Origin of the sequence: Methylicorpusculum sp., from assembly GCF_030651835.1 — a bacterium.
In the GTDB taxonomy this organism is placed as follows: Bacteria; Pseudomonadota; Gammaproteobacteria; order Methylococcales; family Methylomonadaceae; genus Methylicorpusculum.
The window spans coordinates 1-18,576 of sequence record NZ_JAUSBX010000003.1 but is presented as its reverse complement, the minus strand read 5'-3'; the positions used below and the strand labels follow the sequence as shown (position 1 = coordinate 18,576).

At 45.9% G+C, this 18,576-nt stretch carries 16 protein-coding genes; 8 read left to right on the top strand and 8 right to left on the bottom strand.

Annotated features, from left to right (window positions below; genetic code table 11):
* Positions 1–532 precede the first annotated feature (532 nt).
* Entirely contained in the window at positions 533–1,186 is a 654-nt protein-coding gene (gene rpiA / locus Q7V32_RS00240) for a ribose-5-phosphate isomerase RpiA (RefSeq protein ID WP_304894983.1), read from the bottom strand.
* An 84-nt stretch (positions 1,187–1,270) separates the two neighbouring features.
* Here rpiA and ilvA point away from each other — a divergent pair, with 84 nt between their 5' ends.
* From ilvA to Q7V32_RS00210, 6 genes are all read left to right on the top strand, one after another.
* On the top strand, positions 1,271–2,797 hold the full coding sequence (ilvA, locus tag Q7V32_RS00235; protein WP_304894982.1) for a threonine ammonia-lyase, biosynthetic: 1,527 nt from the start codon (positions 1,271–1,273) through the stop codon (positions 2,795–2,797).
* A gap of 223 nt (positions 2,798–3,020) precedes the next feature.
* The gene (locus tag Q7V32_RS00230; RefSeq protein ID WP_304894981.1) at positions 3,021–4,802 is read left to right on the top strand and encodes an HD domain-containing phosphohydrolase; all 1,782 of its coding nucleotides are present in this window, start codon (positions 3,021–3,023) and stop codon (positions 4,800–4,802) included.
* 24 nt (positions 4,803–4,826) lie between these two features.
* The gene (locus Q7V32_RS00225) at positions 4,827–6,347 is read left to right on the top strand and encodes a TolC family protein (RefSeq protein ID WP_304894980.1); all 1,521 of its coding nucleotides are present in this window, start codon (positions 4,827–4,829) and stop codon (positions 6,345–6,347) included.
* A gap of 13 nt (positions 6,348–6,360) precedes the next feature.
* Positions 6,361–7,251 (top strand): phosphate/phosphite/phosphonate ABC transporter substrate-binding protein, encoded by an 891-nt coding sequence (locus tag Q7V32_RS00220; protein WP_304894979.1) that lies wholly within the window; start codon positions 6,361–6,363, stop codon positions 7,249–7,251.
* A complete protein-coding gene (locus tag Q7V32_RS00215) occupies positions 7,248–8,147 on the top strand; it encodes a PhnD/SsuA/transferrin family substrate-binding protein (RefSeq protein WP_304894978.1) in 900 nt (299 codons plus the stop codon). Before Q7V32_RS00220 ends, Q7V32_RS00215 begins: the two co-directional genes overlap by 4 nt.
* Before the next feature lie 291 nt (positions 8,148–8,438).
* Complete coding sequence (locus Q7V32_RS00210; protein WP_304894977.1) at positions 8,439–10,046, top strand: sensor histidine kinase; 1,608 nt, start codon at positions 8,439–8,441, stop codon at positions 10,044–10,046.
* Positions 10,047–10,115: 69 nt separating this feature from the next.
* Here Q7V32_RS00210 and Q7V32_RS00205 read toward each other — a convergent pair whose 3' ends face one another.
* On the bottom strand, positions 10,116–10,580 hold the full coding sequence (locus Q7V32_RS00205; RefSeq protein ID WP_304894976.1) for an EVE domain-containing protein: 465 nt from the start codon (positions 10,578–10,580) through the stop codon (positions 10,116–10,118).
* A gap of 223 nt (positions 10,581–10,803) precedes the next feature.
* Between Q7V32_RS00205 and Q7V32_RS00200 the strand changes: the two genes are divergently transcribed.
* Entirely contained in the window at positions 10,804–11,817 is a 1,014-nt protein-coding gene (locus tag Q7V32_RS00200) for an isocitrate/isopropylmalate dehydrogenase family protein (protein ID WP_304894975.1), read from the top strand.
* Positions 11,818–12,007: 190 nt separating this feature from the next.
* Positions 12,008–14,581, top strand: a complete 2,574-nt coding sequence (acnB, locus tag Q7V32_RS00195) for a bifunctional aconitate hydratase 2/2-methylisocitrate dehydratase (RefSeq protein WP_304894974.1) — start codon at positions 12,008–12,010, stop codon at positions 14,579–14,581.
* 60 nt (positions 14,582–14,641) lie between these two features.
* On the opposite strand, the gene rpe is transcribed toward acnB, so the two are convergent.
* From rpe to Q7V32_RS00165, 6 genes are all read right to left on the bottom strand, one after another.
* Positions 14,642–15,310, bottom strand: a complete 669-nt coding sequence (rpe, locus tag Q7V32_RS00190; protein WP_304894973.1) for a ribulose-phosphate 3-epimerase — start codon at positions 15,308–15,310, stop codon at positions 14,642–14,644.
* Between the two features lie 292 nt (positions 15,311–15,602).
* The gene (locus Q7V32_RS00185) at positions 15,603–15,806 is read right to left on the bottom strand and encodes a cold-shock protein (protein ID WP_159652110.1); all 204 of its coding nucleotides are present in this window, start codon (positions 15,804–15,806) and stop codon (positions 15,603–15,605) included.
* Positions 15,807–15,938: 132 nt separating this feature from the next.
* A complete protein-coding gene (locus Q7V32_RS00180) occupies positions 15,939–16,349 on the bottom strand; it encodes a CBS domain-containing protein (RefSeq protein WP_304894972.1) in 411 nt (136 codons plus the stop codon).
* Positions 16,346–16,696: a P-II family nitrogen regulator gene (locus Q7V32_RS00175; RefSeq protein WP_304894971.1), complete on the bottom strand. Its 351-nt coding sequence runs from the start codon at positions 16,694–16,696 to the stop codon at positions 16,346–16,348. Before Q7V32_RS00175 ends, Q7V32_RS00180 begins: the two co-directional genes overlap by 4 nt.
* Positions 16,697–16,707: 11 nt before the next feature.
* Positions 16,708–17,484 (bottom strand): DUF1538 domain-containing protein, encoded by a 777-nt coding sequence (locus Q7V32_RS00170; protein ID WP_304894970.1) that lies wholly within the window; start codon positions 17,482–17,484, stop codon positions 16,708–16,710.
* Positions 17,481–18,215, bottom strand: coding sequence for a DUF1538 domain-containing protein (locus Q7V32_RS00165; protein ID WP_304894969.1), 735 nt, complete (start codon positions 18,213–18,215; stop codon positions 17,481–17,483). The genes Q7V32_RS00170 and Q7V32_RS00165 overlap by 4 nt, the downstream gene beginning before the upstream one ends.
* Positions 18,216–18,576 lie beyond the last annotated feature (361 nt).

The following is an 18,576-nucleotide window of genomic DNA, read 5'->3' as shown; positions in this document are numbered from 1 at the left end:
CGTCTTCCAACGCGACCTCCGGCGCAGTTAATTGTGGTGATTCCATTGTCTCTGCTTTCGATTTGCTCATGATTCTGACCTACCTTTATACTCTAATTTCCGAGGGGTAGGTGTCTCAGGTCATATTGGCACAGGGGGCCGGTGCGTATACGTTTGTAAGACCATTAGGCAATAGAGACTTCCCCTATGTGCCGCCGTCCTATAAATATAAGCGGGCGGTATTGGATAATGACGTTCCACCGAAAGAATAGCCGTAGGGCGTTTTCGCGATAGCAAAACGCCGGTACACTTCAAGACTATGGCGGATTGCCTATCGGCGAATCCGCCTTACGGTTAGAAGAAATTCACAAAAGATTGTTTTATTTCGAATAATGACAACCGTAGGGCGTTTTCGCGATAGCAAAACGCCGGCACACTTCAAGACTATGGCGGATTGCCTATCGGCGAATCCACCTTACGGCAAGAAGACATTCACAAAAGAGGGGTTTATCGGGAATTGATAGGTAAAGCGCATCCTTGCGCTGGCGATCATTTAAAAGCTGATTATATCCTGGCCTTTACTGACCAAAACCACGTCAGCCGGTCTCAGGCTGAAAAGGCCGACGGTTACAACGCCGGGAATGTTGTTGATCGTTCTTTCCAGTTCTGAAGGATCCAGAATACTTAGATTGTGTACATCCAGAATCTGGCAGCCATTGTCGGTGATACAGTTTTCACGCCATATCGGCTGACCGCCAAGTTTGACCAATTCACGTGCTACAAAGCTTCTCGCCATGGGAATGACTTCCACCGGCAATGGGAATTTACCCAACACATCAACCGATTTTGATTCATCAGCGATGCAGACAAACTTTTTGCTGGCACCGGCAATAATTTTTTCACGCGTTAGAGCTGCGCCGCCGCCTTTAATCAGTTGTTTATGCGGGTTGATTTCGTCCGCACCATCGACATAAACTTCCAGTGTGCCGACTGAGTTGAGATCCAGAACCGGAATGCCGATGCGTTGCAAGTGCGTAGTGCTGGTTTCTGAACTGGACACTGCGCCTTCGATATCGTTTTTAAACGCTTTCAGCCCTTCGATGAAATGGTAAACGGTAGAGCCGGTGCCGACGCCGATAATTGAGACGCCTTTGATGTATTCTAAGGCCGCTTGAGCTACTTGTTGTTTTAATTCGTCTTGTGTCATAGCGTATCTGTTAATTAAGGTTAGGTGATATAAATAATGTGTGATAATACCGCGTAACAGCTGATACCTTATCCGTTTTTTAGCATGTTAGCAAAATATATTGAGAGAATTTTAAGAGCGCGGGTTTACGATGTGGCCGAGGAAACGCCGCTGGACTTCGCCCCTAATTTGTCCAAACGTCTGGGCAATGCTGTTTATTTGAAGCGTGAAGATCTGCAGCCGGTATTTTCCTTCAAGTTACGCGGAGCTTATAACAAAATAGCTCTGTTGACCGAAAAGGAGCGCGCCGGGGGCGTTATTGCGGCTTCAGCCGGTAATCATGCTCAAGGCGTGGCACTTTCAGCACAGATGCTGGGCATCACGGCATTGATCGTGATGCCGAGAACAACACCGGAAATCAAAGTCAATTCCGTCAGGGCGCGTGGCGCTGAAACGATTCTTCATGGCGATTCCTATGATGAGGCTTATGCTTATGCCAAACAGTTGGCTGAGCAAAAGCAGATGACATTTATTCATCCGTATGATGATCCCGATGTCATTGCCGGGCAGGGTACGGTAGGTATGGAAATCCTCAGACAAAAAACCGGTACGATAAATGCCATTTTTGTCCCGGTCGGTGGCGGCGGCTTGATTGCCGGTATTACGGCTTATGTCAAGTTTGTAAAGCCTGAAACCAAGATCATCGGTGTCGAGCCGGACGATGCCGATTGCTTGAATCAGGCCTTGAAAGCCCGCAGTCGAGTGACGCTTAAGCAAGTCGGATTGTTTGCCGACGGTGTGGCGGTCAGGCAGGTAGGCGAGGAACCTTTTAAGGTGGTCCGCGATTACATCGATGGAGTGATCACCGTTAATACCGATGAAATTTGTGCCGCTATCAAGGATATCTTCGACGATACCCGCTCTGTGGCGGAACCTGCCGGTGCTTTAGCGTTGGCGGGCTTGAAGAAATATGTGGAAGAAACGGGGGCTATCGACCAGACCCTGATTGCCATTGAAAGTGGAGCGAATATCAACTTTGATCGTTTGCGCTATGTAGCAGAACGGGCGCAGGTGGGCGAGCATAGGGAAATATTGCTGGCGGTGAATATCCCCGAAATCCCGGGCAGTTTTTTAAACTTTTGCCGTCTGCTGGGCAATCGCAACGTTACCGAATTTAATTACCGGTATTTTGATGCGGCCCAGGCGCAAGTATTCGTAGGCGTCTCGTCCAGCGGTTCGGGTGCAGATAAAGCTGAATTGATCCATCAGTTACAGACTGAGGGTTTTCAGGTCCTGGATATGACGGCTAATGATTTGGCAAAAGAGCATATTCGTTATATGGTTGGCGGGCATTCGCCTTGTCAACTGGATGAAATTGTCTATAGTCTACAGTTTCCTGAAAGGCCGGGTGCGTTACTGGGGTTTTTATCAGCCTTGGGCGGGCGATGGAACATCAGTTTGTTTCATTATCGCAACCACGGTGCTGCGTTTGGTTTGGTGTTGATGGGTTTGCAAATGCCGAAGTCTGAGAGCCATGCTTTTGAGGCGTGTCTGGATGAATTGGGTTTTGGTTATACGGAAGAAACTGAAAATCCGGCTTACATGTTATTTGCCGGCGGCAACAAAATGTAAGCCTGGCACTCAGGCATGCTTGATTTTTCGGATAATAAAACGTGATCCGCTGGCCCTGTGTTTGTTGAATGGGGTGTAGGTTCTGCAACAGAGACTAACGGCTCTTTTTTAGAGTGTAATGTCTGAAAAATTAAATCCCCCTCATCCTGATCTTCTCCCTTCGGTAGAAGGTAGCGACAAGGAAGGAGGCTGAAAATTTACACTGCTTTTAGGTATGCTGGAAATGATCAACGACATTCATCGAGACAAACTATCAAAGCTCAGGATTCTTTATGTAGAGGATGATAGCGAAACCCGCGAAGAACTCAGCATGATTCTCCAATCCTGGGTGGATGTGCTTTATGTCGCGGTGAATGGTAGCGAGGGGCTGAATTTTTATAGAAAGTATGAACCTGACATCGTCATTACCGACATACAAATGCCCATCCTAAACGGACTGGGTATGTCGTCCGAAATCAAACGTATCAAGCGTGATCAATGCATTGTCGTGTTAAGCGCTTACAATGACGTCGAATACCTGTTTAAAGCGATGGAACTGGGTATTCAGCATTACATCACCAAGCCGGTGATGATTGACCGTTTGCAGGCGAAACTGACTCAAATTGCCGAGTTTATGAGTCTTGAGAGCGAGGCTCTGCGCAGCCGTAAGTTGCTTGAGCAATACAAGCTGATGGTCGATGAAAAAGCGATCGTCTGTAAAATGGATTCTGAAGGCTTTATCACTTATGTCAATCAACATTTCTGTGCCTTATCCGGTTATACAGAACACGAATTGATCGGTCGTGAGTTCCGGTTCTTGTTTGAGTCGGATGAACAGTTTTCGGAAATCCGGTCAGCCTTATCCGGCTTTCGAAAATGGACCGGAATTTTGATTAATACCTCCAAAAAAGGCGGACGCTATGTGGTCGACGCTTCATTAACGGCGGTTGTCGCGGAAGGCGATCAGATTGAAGAGTATGTGGCGTTGATGGTCGACATCACGGATATGTATGAGAAACACGAAAGATTATCGCTGCATCTGCAAAATGACTTAAACACCCAAAATCATCTTTTAAACGAGTATGAACGAGCCCTGGAATTGGGCACTTCATTATGCGTCATTGATCCTGACGGTATCATTGTCAGCGCCAACCCCAGTTTCAGTAACGGTTTGGGCTGTTTGCCGGAGGATTTGACCGGTTTGCCATTCGATGAATTGATTAAGGATTACCTCCACTTCAAAGAATGGGCGTTGCCTCAAATTACAGGTCAGGGTTCGCTTTCGCGTGTCATGAATATGCGCTTCAAAGAGGGGTTGGAAAAAACGTTCAGTATCATCATTGTCGCGATTCATGATGTGCAGGGTTCGCTGCATTCATTGCTGGCGCTAAGTCAGGACATTACCGACTCGATTCGGCTGAATCGGGAAATCATGGATACTCAAAAAGAATTGCTGTACGTCATGGGTGAGGTCGTTGAGAATCGTAGTCAGGAAACCGGCATGCATGTCAAGCGGGTTGCCGAACTGTCCAAGTTCATTGCGCTTAAATACGGACTCACCGAACAGCATTCCGAAATGATTAAAATCGCATCTCCTATGCATGACGTCGGTAAAGTCGGCATTTCCGACCATATTCTTCATAAACCGGGCAAGCTGACCGAAGAAGAGTTTAAAGTAATGAAAACCCATGCCCAGCTGGGCTATAACCTGCTCAAAAAACTCGACAAGCCGCTGATCAAAATGGCGGCGAACATCGCCTATCATCATCATGAACACTTTGACGGTTCAGGCTACCCTAACGGTTTGAGTGGTGAAGAAATTTCGATTGAAGGCAAAATTGTGGCTTTAGTTGATGTCTTTGATGCGCTGAGCAGCGAGCGGGCCTACAAGAAACCCTGGCCGCATGACGCGATTCTGGATTACATCGAAACTCAGCGCGGTAAACAGTTTGAGCCGGTGCTGGTCGATATTATGCTGGACAATATGGATGACATTCTGGCGCTTCGTAATTTGTATAAAGATTAGGCGCCATAGGAGAAGCGGTTGTTTATGATTCATCTCCCCTTTTTACCGGATAGCCGGTCTGCATATCTGAAACCCCTGAGCCGATGCTTTTCGTTTGGGGCTTTGAAGATCAAATGCTGCCCTAAAAGCCGAGTTTATTTTTTAACATTTACGGCTGTCAAGCCGGTGCTGGGCGTGTTAGCAGGTTTGATGCTTGCCGGTGATGTTTGGGCTGAACCGTTAAAAACCGAGAATCTGACTCTGCAGGATTGCATAGAAATTGCCCTGCAGCGCAATCAGCAAATGCAGATATCCGGCGCATCAATCGCAATGGCCGAAGCTCAATATCAGCAAGCCATGTCCGCTTATTGGCCGCGAATTTCTGCCGATGTCAATGCGCAGCGGGCCGATGAAGACAGGACTTTTTCCGGTAAATCTACGGTTACTTTGCCCGCGAATATGATGGGGCAAGGATCTCCTGCGGTTTCCATACCCTTCGACCTGGATGTCAAATTGTTCGATAGAGACATGCTGACGACATCCGTCAATTTGACCTACCCTATTTTTACCGGAGGACGGCGCGGCGCTATTGTCGATCAGGCTGAAAAAGGGCTTGAAATTGCCGAAATCGGTGAGCGCAAATCCCGGCTTGAAGTGATCCGTGATGTCAAAAAATATTATTACGGCGCCCTGTTCGCGCTGGACATGGAGCAATTGGCCAGCGATACGCTGGAGCGCTTTCAGGTGCTGGAGGAACTGACCGAACGGCTTTTTCAGCATGGTTCCTTGAAGGTTAAAAAAACCGATTATCTGCGCACAAAAACCTCAACGGCCATTACGCGTTCGCTTCTGCACGAAGCCAATTATTCCAGGGAACTCGCCCACGAAGCATTAACTAATGCGATGGGGCTGGATTGGAACAGCAAAGTGACGCTGGCAAAAGATGAACAACCTCTGCACTTGAACGAGGAATTACAAACCTTGATCAGCAGTGCGCATGATTTTAATCCGGATATCCAGCAGCTTAAATTAGCCGTTCAAGTGACAGAAGATAAAATAACCGAAGCACGAAGCGGCTATTTTCCGGTTATCGGTTTCCAGGCATCGGCTTACAAGTTATGGAACGATTTTGACGGCGGTCTGGTTAACAGTGCCAACCGGGAAGGCTGGACCATTGGGGTGGGTTTGCAGTGGAATTTATTCGATGGCTTTCAGACCTCAGGTAAAGTCGATTATGCCAAGGCGCAGCGAAGACAATTGGAAAGCCAGCAAATCCTGCTGGATCAGGCCATGGCGCTGCAGGTCAAGCAGCAGTTTTTAAGGCTGCGAAGTGCCGGAAAACAAATGGAAGACACCCGCGAAGCTTCAGGTTATGCAAAAGAAAACCGGGAACTGCACGTTCGCGCTTATCAGGAGGAGATGGTCGAGACCAAGGATGTCATCGAGTCGGAAATTGTCGAAACATTCACGCAAAGTTCTCAATACCGCTCCCGTCACGAATTGGAAATGGCATTGGTTTCGCTGGAATTTTTAATCGGTCAGAACATTCAATCGTTAAATCAATAACACAGAGAATCCCATGCACAGATTTCCGGTTTTCCTGATGATTTCAGTCATGATCTGTAGTCAAACGGTAAATGCTGAAGATCAATTCCAAGGGCTTTTATTTCGGGTGGGATTTCATGTCCAATCGTTTTCCGATGTGTCCCGTGGCGATATGGAAATTGCAATGAAGTTCTGGGGCGAGGAGCTAGGTCAGCAGTTGAACCTGACGACTCAAGTGGAGATGTATGACAATATTGAAAATATGGCGGCCGATTTTGCAAACGGTAAAATTAATTTTATAGTCGGCTCTCCGCTCAGTGTCATCAAATATTTCAAACTCGACTCATTAAGTGATGGCTTCAGAGCGGTTAACGATACACTTGATTTCGACAGCTTGGTTTTGGTGGTCAGAAGCGGTGAGGGCATCAACACGATTAAACAAGCTCAGGGAAAACAGCTCGTATTGCTAAAAGGCGATGAACTGGCCGCCGTTTTTATCGACAACTTGACCCGCAAATCCAGCGGGAGTGATTACAACCGTTTTTTTGAAAATGTAGTCTGGGCGACTAATTCACACCGGATGGTGCTGGATTTGTTTTTTAAAAAAGCCGATATTGCACTGGTGTATTTAAAAGCCTATCGTTTGGCGTGTGAACTGAACCCTCAGATAGAGAGAAAAACTCAAATCATTGCAACTTTCTCCTCATTTCCTCGAAGTATCGGGTTTTTTCATAAAGATGTGGACAGTCGTTTTCGCGAATATATTCTTGCCAAAGCGCTTTTTATTGATCAGTTTCCCCGGGGGCGGCAGTTATTGACGTTGTTCAATTCTGAAAAACTTGAGCGCTCGCAAGTGAGCGATCTGGACAAAGTGATTTCTCTTTATGACGAATTCAAGCAAAACAAGAGCAGAGCACGGCGGTGATATTATCTGTGCGAAGTTTCGTTTTGAAGGTATTGATTCCGGTTTTTATCCTTATGCTGCCGGGCGCGCTCTATGGGCAGGGTCCTGCTCGGATCAATATGGGTTTTTATTTTCCTTCCATCAATGATATTGCTGACCGGACCGATATTGAAATTTCGTTAACGTTTTGGACCAAGGAATTGACCGAAGAAGTTGCTGTTACTGAATCGCATGCATTTCTTTACGACACCGTTCAAACGATGCGGAAGGCTTTTGATGAGGGCGAAATTGATATGATCATTGCGCCGCCCTTGGTTATAGCCAAGTATTTTGATAGAGCCATGCTGGCGGACGGCTTTGTCGGTGTTCGCGAAGAGGGGTTGAATAATTCTTTGCTTCTGCTGGTTAACAAAGACCGGATTGATACATTAAAGGATTTGCGCGGTAAACGAATCATTCTTCCGGTTAATGATGAGTTGGCGGAAGTTTTTCTGGACACACTGACCCTTAAAACGTTTAAGAAAAGCTTTAAAAATATTTTTTCGGTTGCTCAGCCCAAAATCAAAAATAACCGAATTGTGCTCGATTTGTTTTTCGATAAAGCCGATGCGGCTATTGTTTACCAGGGCGCATTTGATGTGATGGCCGAACTGAATCCACAGATCCTTACCAAGCTAAAAATTCTGGCTAGCTATCCTGTTAGGGCAAAAAATTTCAGTTATTTTCATAAGGATTACCCACTTAGAGAATTGCTGACCCAAAAAGCCATGAGCTACGGTGAGTTTCCCCGAGCAAAACAAATTTTGGCGGTTTATAAAACCCCAGTACTTGATTACTGCAAGGTTGAAGAATTAGAGATGTTCGATACGCTTTATGCGGAATATCTGGAATTAAAAAAGCAGGTAAAAGGCAATTAGAAATGCTTGAGAACCTGCTAATGCCAGCAATTCCCAGTTTGAAAGAAAAAAAGGGCTGGCGGAAGCTTTTCGAGAATGTCGGCATTAGGGATGCTGCCGTCAAGCCCCCAACGAGGGGGTTACGGCGTTCCTCGAAGGCTTTTTCCAGTCCAAAGTAAATTGCTGTGCTAATGCACTTTTAAGGCTTCAGGTGTTCAATCAACCGATATTTTTTCACTATCAGTTTGTGAACTAAAACGAATGAATGCATAAAACATATAACCGATTCCAATTACCCGGGCATGACTACGGATGAGCTTTAGCGGTAGAAACAAGATTTTTATCAGGGTGTTTACCGTCTTTGGTACGCTGGTGCTGGCGATTACCTTGGTCATTGCACTGATGATCATTCCCTGGCAGCAGCGCTCTTTGGAACAAATCATGTACACCCAAGCGGTTACGGTATCGCAGTCTATCGTCCAGGCCTGTTCTGATGCCATGATTAGCCAGGACTTTGGTTTTATCGTTGAACATAATGTCGAAGTGCTTGAGAAAAATGCCGGGATTCATTATGTGATGATCTCGCCATTACGCGGAGAACGCATCTGGATTGAGCCAAAACAATGGAAAATAATGGACAAACCCGATGCGCGATTTGCCAAATTTGAGACTGCTAAAAACAATTTTCATTTTCTGGATCTTTCCGAATCACGCAAGGTTTATCACTTTGTTTATCCGGTCAGTTTTTCAAGCATAGAATGGGGCTGGCTTCATATCGGTTTTTCTACCGATGAATACGATGAATACCTCCGTAATATGTATCAACAGATTTTTATTATTACCGGTATTTCAATCGTTCTGATTTTGGGGGTCGGGTACTTCTTCGCTCGCTGGATTACGTTGCCGGTTTCAACAATCAGTCAACTGGCAACGCTTGTGGCCGAGGGTGATTTGTCGGTTAAATCGGATATTAAACGAAATGATGAAATTGGCTTGTTGTCGGAGAGTTTTAATCAAATGGTGGCTTCGCTAAGGGAATCGAAGACGCATTTGCAGCATTACAGTGAGGAATTGGAGCAGGAAGTCGATCGGCGCACACACGAGTTGGACGACTTAAATCAAAGTCTTGATCAGCGAGTGAGAGACGAGGTATCCAGACGGCAGCAACAGGAAGAATTGTTGATTCGCCAGTCTCGCTTGGCCGCTATGGGGGAAATGATTGGTGCGATTGCGCATCAGTGGCGGCAGCCGCTCAATGCCTTGGGCTTGGTGCTGCAAAACATGCAGTTGACTTATAACCAGGGTAAGCTGGATGACGTCTTTATGTCGCGGAGTATGGAAAAGTCGGAACGATTGATCACTAAAATGTCCACGACTATTGATGATTTCCGTAATTTTTTTAAGCCCAACAAAGAGCCGGAGCAATTTAATTTGCACGGGGCAATTGCCGCTGTGTTGGAGTTGCTGGAAGCGACGTTTAAAAATAATAATATACACACAGAATTGAATTGCGATGAGCAGTTTAGTATTAACGGTCTGCAAGGCGAGTTTTCTCAAGTCATGCTTAATTTATTGAACAATGCCCGTGATACTTTTATCGAGCGTGGAACGTCTTCGCCGCTAGTCAGCATTAATGTACAGCCCATCCGCGTGGGTTGGTATAGCATCAAAGTGTCCGATAATGCCGGAGGGATAGCGACTGATATCATGAATAAAATATATGATCCTTACTTTACGACGCGTTCCGATGGAAAAGGCACGGGTATTGGCTTATACATGTCAAAAATGATTGTCGAAAATACGATGCACGGTACGTTGACGGCCGAAAATGATACCGAGGGTGCCGTTTTTATTGTTGAAGTACCCAAGGTTCCCGGTTTTCATTTGCAGATTGAAAGACGGCGAACCGGACGCACTTAGAACCAAGCTTTGATCCACTTTTTTGTTGTAGTTAAGTTAAAAAAAGAGTGGCTATAACCTGGTTTTAAATCATTCCAGAGCCAGAATGAACTCCCATTGATCCTGGGTCACCGGCATGATGGAGAGTCTGTTGCCTCGTCTCAATAAGGCAAACTCTGCAAGTTCGGCGTCGGCGTGTGTTTTTAGTTCATGAAGACTGATAGTCCTGCTGAGCTTGCGTTCAAAAGTGACATCGACCATGAACCATCTTGGTGCGTCTGGTGTGCTTTTAGGATCATGATGTTTATCTTCAGGATCAAAAGCAAAATGGTCAGGATAACCTTCGCGGCTTATGCGCATAAGCCCTACGATTCCCGGCACGTCACAATTGGAATGATAAAAGAATACCTGATCGCCGTTTTTCATTTCATCGCGCATCATATTCCTGGCTTGATAATTGCGAACTCCGTCCCATTGTTCTGTCTGATGCGGTCTTAAGTAAAGATCATCGATGCTGAATTCGTTAGGCTCTGATTTCATTAGCCAATAGCGCATGTGGGGTTCCTGAAGTTTTTATCAAATGATTTGAGATTGGCGGTCGTCAATCGCTCATTGCAGTCTATTGTAACCTTTGTCTTTAAGTGTTTGGCTTGCAAGCACGAGCTTTAGCTTATAAAGATCCTAATTCAATAGATGTTGTGTGGCAAGAAACCTGCTTATTTTAAATCAGTTTAAATCTGTGTATTATCAATTTAATTTTTACTCATGGAGAACATGAATGCATAACGTGACGTTGATCAAAGGGGATGGCATTGGGCCGTCCATTATGGATGAGGCGGTAAGAATTATCGATGCATCAGGCGCTAAAATTAATTGGGAAGAAGCCTATGCCGGTATGGCCGCATACAATAAGTTCGGCACCCCGATTCCTGATCAAACCCTGGCGTCCATCGATAAAAACCGCTTAGCTTTCAAAGGGCCTTTAACTACGGCTGTGGGCGGGACGGGTTTTCGCAGTATCAATGTAGAACTGCGTAAAAAATATGATCTTTATGCAAACGTGCGGCCTGCAAAAAGCTGGCAAGGTGTTGATACTCGTTTTACGGATGTCGATATTGTCATTGTAAGAGAAAATACCGAAGGGCTTTATGCCGGTTTGGAGCATTTTCTCACTCCTAAAAAAGATATTGCCGAGAGCTTGGCTGTTGTTACGCGTCAAGGCTCGCAACGAATTGTCGAGTATGCGTTTGAATATGCCAGGGACAATGGACGCAAGAAAGTCACTGTGTGCCACAAGGCTAATATTCTTAAATACACGCAAGGACTTTTCCTTGATACCGCTAGAGAAGTTGCGGCTAAGTATCCCGATATTCAATTTGACGAAAAAATCATTGATGCGACCTGCATGCATATGGTGATGAACCCTCATCAATTTGATGTGATTGTTACCACTAATATGTTCGGCGACATCTTATCCGATTTGACGGCCGGTCTGGTCGGCGGCTTGGGTTTGATTCCCGGCGCCAATATTGGCGAAGATGCGGCATTATTTGAGGCTGTGCATGGCAGCGCGCCCGATATCGAGGGCAAGAATATAGCGAATCCCACTGCCGTCATCATGGCCGGCATCATGATGCTGGATCACCTTAAGGAGCATGAGGCGGCGCGGCGAGTTCAAAATGCGCTGGAAAAAGTTGTTTCAGAAGGGAAATTTGTTACACCTGATCTTAATCCTACGTCAGGCGTTGGAACCGATGCGATGGGTCAGGCGATTCTGGATGCGATGAAGTAATTATTTGCAAGACACTTTCACTAGAACCGGCGGTCAAAGAGCTGGTATCTTTTGGTGCAAACCGTGTTAAGTTTGGTGCGTGATAGGCCATTCTTCATCGGGTTACAAATGCTTTGCACGGTTATACGTAAATTCGTAGTACAGGCTAACCTCGCAGGTTAAGGTTTAAAATTTTTGAAAAGGGCTCAAAATGTTAGAAGCGTATCGTAAACATGTTGCAGAACGTGCCGCAGAAGGAATTGTTCCAAAGCCTTTAAATGCAGAGCAGGTAGCGGCATTAGTTGAGTTGATAAAAAATCCTCCCCAAGGAGGTGAGGAAGATTTTATCCTTGATTTATTGATCAACCGGGTTCCTGCGGGGGTCGATGAAGCGGCTTATGTCAAATCCGGTTTTTTAACCGCTATTGCCAAAGGCGAAGCGGTCTCACCCATTTTAGATGCGGCGAAGGCTACCGAATTATTAGGCACTATGCTGGGCGGTTATAACGTTGCGCCTCTGATCGAATTGCTGGACAGCGAAACGTTAGGCGCGATAGCCGCAAAAGCCTTGTCTCACACGTTATTGGTGTTCGATGCATTTCATGACGTTAAAGAAAAAGCCGATGCAGGTAATGGTTTTGCCCAGCAAGTTCTCCGCTCATGGGCCGAAGCTGAATGGTTTACCAGTAAACCGGTTATGCCCGAAAAATTAACCGTGACCGTTTTTAAAGTGGTGGGGGAGACCAATACCGACGATTTATCGCCGGCACCCGATGCCTGGTCACGGCCTGATATTCCGTTGCATGCCAAAGCGATGCTGAAAATGCCCAGAGAAGGAATCACAAATGCTGAGCAGCAAATAGAAGAGCTGAAGAAAAAAGGCTTTCCTGTGGCCTATGTAGGCGATGTTGTTGGCACGGGGTCCTCACGTAAATCGGCAACGAACTCGGTATTGTGGTTTACCGGGCGTGATATACCTTGCGTACCTAACAAGCGTGAAGGCGGCGTGTGTATCGGTAGCAAAATTGCGCCGATATTTTTTAACACAATGGAAGATTCCGGCGCGTTGCCTTTTGAATGTGATGTGTCCGTTATGAACATGGGCGATGTCATCGACATCTTTCCCTATCAAGGACTTGTTAAAAAACATGATTCAGACGAAATCATTGCCGAATTTTCACTAAAAACGGATGTATTACTTGACGAAGTGCAAGCCGGTGGACGGATTCCGTTGATAATAGGCCGAGGCTTGACTGATCGTGCACGCAAAGCGCTGGGACTTGAGCCCTCTGGCATATTCAAACGCCCGGCAGACCTTGCCGATTCGGGAAAAGGATTTACTTTAGCGCAAAAAATGGTCGGACAAGCCTGTGGTGTTAAGGGTATCCGCCCCGGCACTTATTGCGAGCCGCACATGACAACGGTAGGCTCGCAGGACACAACAGGCCCCATGACTCGCGACGAACTCAAGGATCTGGCCTGTTTGGGTTTTTCTGCTGACCTGGTCTTGCAGTCTTTCTGTCACACCGCCGCTTACCCAAAACCGGTCGATGTCGAAATGCAGCATACCTTGCCCGATTTTATAATGAATCGTGGCGGCGTTTCACTGCGCCCCGGCGACGGCATTATTCATTCATGGCTTAACCGTATGTTACTGCCTGATACGGTTGGAACCGGCGGTGACTCACACACCCGTTTCCCTATTGGCATATCTTTTCCTGCCGGATCCGGTTTGGTGGCTTTTGCTGCCGCTACCGGCGTGATGCCCTTGGATATGCCGGAATCGGTTTTAGTCCGTTTTAGCGGCGAAATGCAACCGGGTATTACTTTACGGGATTTGGTTAATGCCATTCCTTATGCGGCTATCCAAAAAGGCCTGTTAACGGTTGAGAAAAAAGGCAAAAAAAACGTGTTTTCCGGCCGTATTCTCGAAATCGAAGGCTTGCCTGACTTAAAGGTCGAACAAGCTTTCGAATTATCGGATGCTTCAGCCGAGCGCTCAGCGGGCGGCTGTACAATTCGTCTGAGCGATGCGCCGATCAGAGAATACCTGAATTCCAACATCACTTTGTTGAAATGGATGATCGCGGAAGGTTATGGCGATACGCGGACGATTTCGAGACGAATTAACGCTATGGAAGAGTGGCTGGCGAATCCGGTTCTGCTTCAGCCTGATGCCGATGCCGAATATTTTGAAATCATCGACATTAATATGAGCGAAATCAAAGAGCCTCTGCTGGCGTGTCCTAATGATCCCGACGATGTCAAAACGCTATCCGATGTGGCAGGAACAAAAATTGATGAAGTATTCGTTGGGTCGTGCATGACCAACATTGGTCATTTTCGCGCTGCCGGTAAGTTATTGGATAAATATAAAGGTGAATTACCTACCCGGCTATGGATGTCTCCACCCACCAAAATGGATCAGTCGCAATTGGTTGAGGAAGGTTATTACGGTATTTTCGGTCGTTCGGGTGCACGGATGGAAATGCCGGGGTGTTCGTTATGTATGGGTAACCAGGCGCGCGTCGCCGATAATGCGACGGTAGTATCAACATCGACACGCAATTTTCCTAACCGTTTGGGCAATGGTGCGAATGTTTATCTGGCTTCTGCCGAACTCGCGTCGGTGTGTTCGATACTTGGCCGGATCCCAACTTTTGAAGAGTATATGCAGTACGCCATGCAAATCCAGCAAACGTCTGAAGATACTTATCGCTATTTGAATTTTGACAAGATAGATGATTATAAGAACAAGGCTGAGAACGTCGCGTTGACTTCTTAGGCGGGTTTGTAAACAGCCGTAGGCCCGTTTTTTCGGAAAGCCTACGGCTGGTTGTGGTGATTAGGCTTTGGCCAATTCAGCGCGCATTTCGTCGATGATTTTTTTATAATCCGGTTTGCCAAAAATGGCAGAACCCGCAACAAAAGTGTCCGCTCCGGCTGCTTTGATTTCACGAATATTATCTACTTTGACGCCGCCATCAATTTCAAGGCGAATATCATAGCCGCTTTCATCAATTCTTTTTCTCACTTCGCGCAGTTTATCCAGTGCAGAAGGAATGAATGACTGACCGCCAAAGCCAGGGTTGACTGACATCAACAGAATCATGTCCAGTTTGTCCATCACATAATCCAAATAATGCAAAGAGGTACCTGGATTAAATACTAATCCGGCTTTGCAACCATTGTCGCGGATCAACTGCAATGTTCTGTCAATATGGACAGAGGCTTCGGGGTGAAAAGTAATGAAATTGGCACCGGCTTTGGCAAAATCAGGAACAATGCGGTCAACCGGTTCAATCATCAAATGAACATCGATAGGTGCTGTTACACCGTGCTTTCTCAGTGCCTCACAAACTAAAGGGCCAATAGTGAGGTTGGGGACAAAATGATTATCCATTACGTCAAAATGGACAACATCGGCGCCTGCGGCCAATACATTGTCAACTTCTTCACCCAAACGTGCAAAATCGGCAGAGAGAATGGAGGGGGCAATCCAATTTTCTTTCATTATGTAATCCTCTGAATCGATAAATAAAAAATTATAACTTTTTTAAGCTATTAAGGCATAAAAAAGGGCTCTTGTGTTTTACACAAGAGCCCTTTTGCAGCAATTCCCAGTTTGACGATAAAAAAAGGGGGGAGTAAGTTTTGCGAGGATGTCGGCAATAGGAATGCTGCCGTCAAGCCTCCATGGATGGGTTTACGGCGTTCCTCGCAAAGCATACGCCAACCGGGCACATTAAAAGTTTAAACTGAGAATTGCTGGCCCTTTACCCTTTAGGGAACCAAAAGCCTTTTAGTTAAACCGGTGTAACATTAGCAGCGGTTAAGCCTTTTGGACCCGTTTCTATGTCAAACTTTACCGTTTGGCCCGGATTTAAAGTTTTAAATCCGTCACCTTGGATGACTGAATGGTGAACGAAGACATCATCTTTGCCTTCCGAAGGCTCGATAAATCCAAAACCCTTTGTATTATTAAACCACTTTACAGTGCCTGTTGCCATTTGAAAAACTCCAACTAATAAAAACTATGTTTGACACAGAAGGATAACATTGACAACCCGATACTGAAGGTTCGGTTTAACCCAATACTCACTTTCTGATGGCTTCATTTTACTGCTAATAATGTAAACCTGTCATCTGCATATTTGATACAAGCCATCTAGCACCAGCGAGTTAGGGCTAACCATGCCTATGACCACTCGGTTTTCAACAACAGGTGCTCTTACCAAATTATAGGTGGCAAACAACCTTGAGCATAACCGGATATCCATATCAGGATGAACATGAATGACAGGGCAGTTCATTATTTCGTAAACGTTTACGCGGTCCGGTGATTTATCCTTGGCAAGGACATGCCTGGCAATATCGCCGGAGGTAATCAAACCGTATTCATCCATGTCATGGCGTTTGTTAACGATGAGCGTAGAGGTTTTTTCATCTTTCATGATTTTTAGCGCGTGGCTGACGGTTGCTGCGCCATCAATGAGAGCGTAGCTGGTCTTCATGATATCCCTGACACGTATTATTTTTGTTGTATCGATCATATTTCATCTTCCAGTTCGTGAGTGAGTTCTTCAACCTGATGCATGACGCCTATGGCATCTTCTACATCGATTTTAAAGGCGATACCGGTGCCAGAGGTGCTGTCAAATTCAGCCGCTTTGGCAATCTTTTCAAGGATATGGCGGCTCAAATGCTCTTCGACAAGAAACATTAGAACATCCCGTTGGGTATCCAGGGTCAGACCGAAAAAGGTTTTGGATGATTTAAGGCCTTCGCCGCGGGCGTGATTGATGACCGTAGCACCTTTAGCACCACTTTTACGGGCCGTATCGAGCACCAGATCGGTCTTGGTGTCTTCGACAAATGCAATAATTAGTTTGAAGCGCATGATTATCCTCACTATTTGGATGAATTACGGTATTTATTGAGCAGTTCGGCAATTTGGGCATAGGTGAGAACGGCAATAACTGCAAATAGACTGGCGAATGCGATTAAACCAAATCCGTCGAGCAAGGGATTGCGCCCTGGTACTGTTGATGCCAGACCAATGCCTAAAGCGGTTACGAGAGGCACCGTTACAGTTGATGTGGTTACGCCTCCTGAATCATATGCCAGCCCGATTATTGGTTTTGGAGCTGATAGGGTTTGAATGATAACAAGGATATAAGAACCAATTATAAAATAATACAGCTCACCGCCTGTCACGATTCGGAATACGCCTAGCGTGATACCCAACGCGACGCCTAGCGATACGGCAATACGCAACCCTAATGCTTGTATAGTGCCACCCGAAATCTCTTCTGCTTTCATTGCGACTGCGAGAAGAGAAGGCTCGGCCAGTGTCGTTGAAAACCCGATGCAGGCGGCAAAGGCATATACCCAATAATAATTTTGCCAGATAACCGATTCGCTATCAGCTGATATGCCAAGAAATTCTGGGGCGGTCAACTGAGTGGCCATCAGTTCACCCAGCGGAAATAACGCCATCTTCAGGCCATCCATGAAAAAAGTAATGCCTATTAAGACATTGACGAATCCTAGCAACGTTTTAAAAGGATGTGCTAAAGGCTTTCTTATTACCAATAATTGAAAGCCGATAATGATTGCTGCAATCGGTAAAACGTTACGGCAGGTAGTAAGAAAATCTCCGGCAAAATGAATTAACCACTCAATCATGTCGCCATACCGAAAGCTAAGACAAAAATGATGGGACCTAATGAGGCAAAGGAAATTAAGCCAAAACCGTCTGTCAAAGGGTTACGCCCTTTAATGGAATTCGCCAAACCGACACCTAAAGCGGTTACTAAGGGTACGGTGATAGTTGAGGTTGCTACACCACCTGAATCGTAGGCTACCCCAATAATTTCCGGCGGGGCAAAAGGTGTCATGATGATGACTATGCAATAACCGCCTATGATCCAATTATGTAAGGGCCAGCCTCGAATAATTCTTAATACACCAATCAAAATTGCAAATCCAACCGCTGTGGCAACAGTCAGTCTGAGGCCTAATGCATAACTTTGTCTGGCATCTTCGGTATTGGCGATCATGTTGCCTTTGCTGGCAATATTGGCGGCCTCATTCGCTACAGCAATCAGCGCAGGTTCTGCAACGGTTGTTCCGAAGCCCAGGCAAAACGAAAAAACCAAAATCCAGAACAAGCTGCCTTTGCGGGCAAATGCATAGGCCATGGCTTCGCCTATCGGAAACAAGCTTTGTTCCAGTCCCAGCATGAAAAAGGTAAGTCCCATCACAACAAACAAAGAGCCGACAATCATGTTTATGATATCGGGGATGGGCTGCTGAATGACGGCTAATTGAAAGACCAGAACAACAACTAAAATGGGTGCCAGATCCAGAAAACTACTGAATATCTGTTTTACAAAACGACTATTGCGTAAAAACATAAACACTCCTTGACGATATCCTGATTGTATCTTAAAGAAGGTAATTCCAGGTACTTGACTTAACCATTGACTTTTAAGAGGTAATGTTAATCAGTTAATAACTAACTGATTAAATGGCGTTTTATGAGTAATTGGGAATTTAAAAAAGCCGACTTCGGGGAGTCGCTATTTTTGCGAAAGCTTGTTTTGGGCATCCCAGCCCAATCAAGCAGCAAAAAAATACGCGACCACTGATGCCTCCGGCGGCCCCGATTTGTCCGCGTCGCCTCGTTTCGACCCAACAAGGGGTCGAAACATTGGCTCTCGCATGACTTAACGCCGTTTCGCGATGCCTTGCAGGTTTTCTCCGCAAGCTACGAAA

Bases quoted from the DNA above. Each gene is read 5' to 3' on its own strand.
- rpe (WP_304894973.1), bottom strand. From the start codon at position 15,310: ATGAAAGAAAATTGGATTGCCCCCTCCATTCTCTCTGCCGATTTTGCA.
- Q7V32_RS00180 (WP_304894972.1), bottom strand. From the start codon at position 16,349: ATGATCGATACAACAAAAATAATACGTGTCAGGGATATCATGAAGACC.
- Q7V32_RS00165 (WP_304894969.1), bottom strand. From the start codon at position 18,215: ATGTTTTTACGCAATAGTCGTTTTGTAAAACAGATATTCAGTAGTTTT.
- Q7V32_RS00200 (WP_304894975.1), top strand. From the start codon at position 10,804: ATGCATAACGTGACGTTGATCAAAGGGGATGGCATTGGGCCGTCCATT.
- Q7V32_RS00205 (WP_304894976.1), bottom strand. From the start codon at position 10,580: ATGCGCTATTGGCTAATGAAATCAGAGCCTAACGAATTCAGCATCGAT.
- Q7V32_RS00225 (WP_304894980.1), top strand. From the start codon at position 4,827: ATGATTCATCTCCCCTTTTTACCGGATAGCCGGTCTGCATATCTGAAA.
- Q7V32_RS00185 (WP_159652110.1), bottom strand. From the start codon at position 15,806: ATGGCAACAGGCACTGTAAAGTGGTTTAATAATACAAAGGGTTTTGGA.
- acnB (WP_304894974.1), top strand. From the start codon at position 12,008: ATGTTAGAAGCGTATCGTAAACATGTTGCAGAACGTGCCGCAGAAGGA.
- Q7V32_RS00230 (WP_304894981.1), top strand. From the start codon at position 3,021: ATGATCAACGACATTCATCGAGACAAACTATCAAAGCTCAGGATTCTT.
- ilvA (WP_304894982.1), top strand. From the start codon at position 1,271: ATGTTAGCAAAATATATTGAGAGAATTTTAAGAGCGCGGGTTTACGAT.
- Q7V32_RS00220 (WP_304894979.1), top strand. From the start codon at position 6,361: ATGCACAGATTTCCGGTTTTCCTGATGATTTCAGTCATGATCTGTAGT.
- rpiA (WP_304894983.1), bottom strand. From the start codon at position 1,186: ATGACACAAGACGAATTAAAACAACAAGTAGCTCAAGCGGCCTTAGAA.
- Q7V32_RS00175 (WP_304894971.1), bottom strand. From the start codon at position 16,696: ATGCGCTTCAAACTAATTATTGCATTTGTCGAAGACACCAAGACCGAT.
- Q7V32_RS00210 (WP_304894977.1), top strand. From the start codon at position 8,439: ATGAGCTTTAGCGGTAGAAACAAGATTTTTATCAGGGTGTTTACCGTC.
- Q7V32_RS00170 (WP_304894970.1), bottom strand. From the start codon at position 17,484: ATGATTGAGTGGTTAATTCATTTTGCCGGAGATTTTCTTACTACCTGC.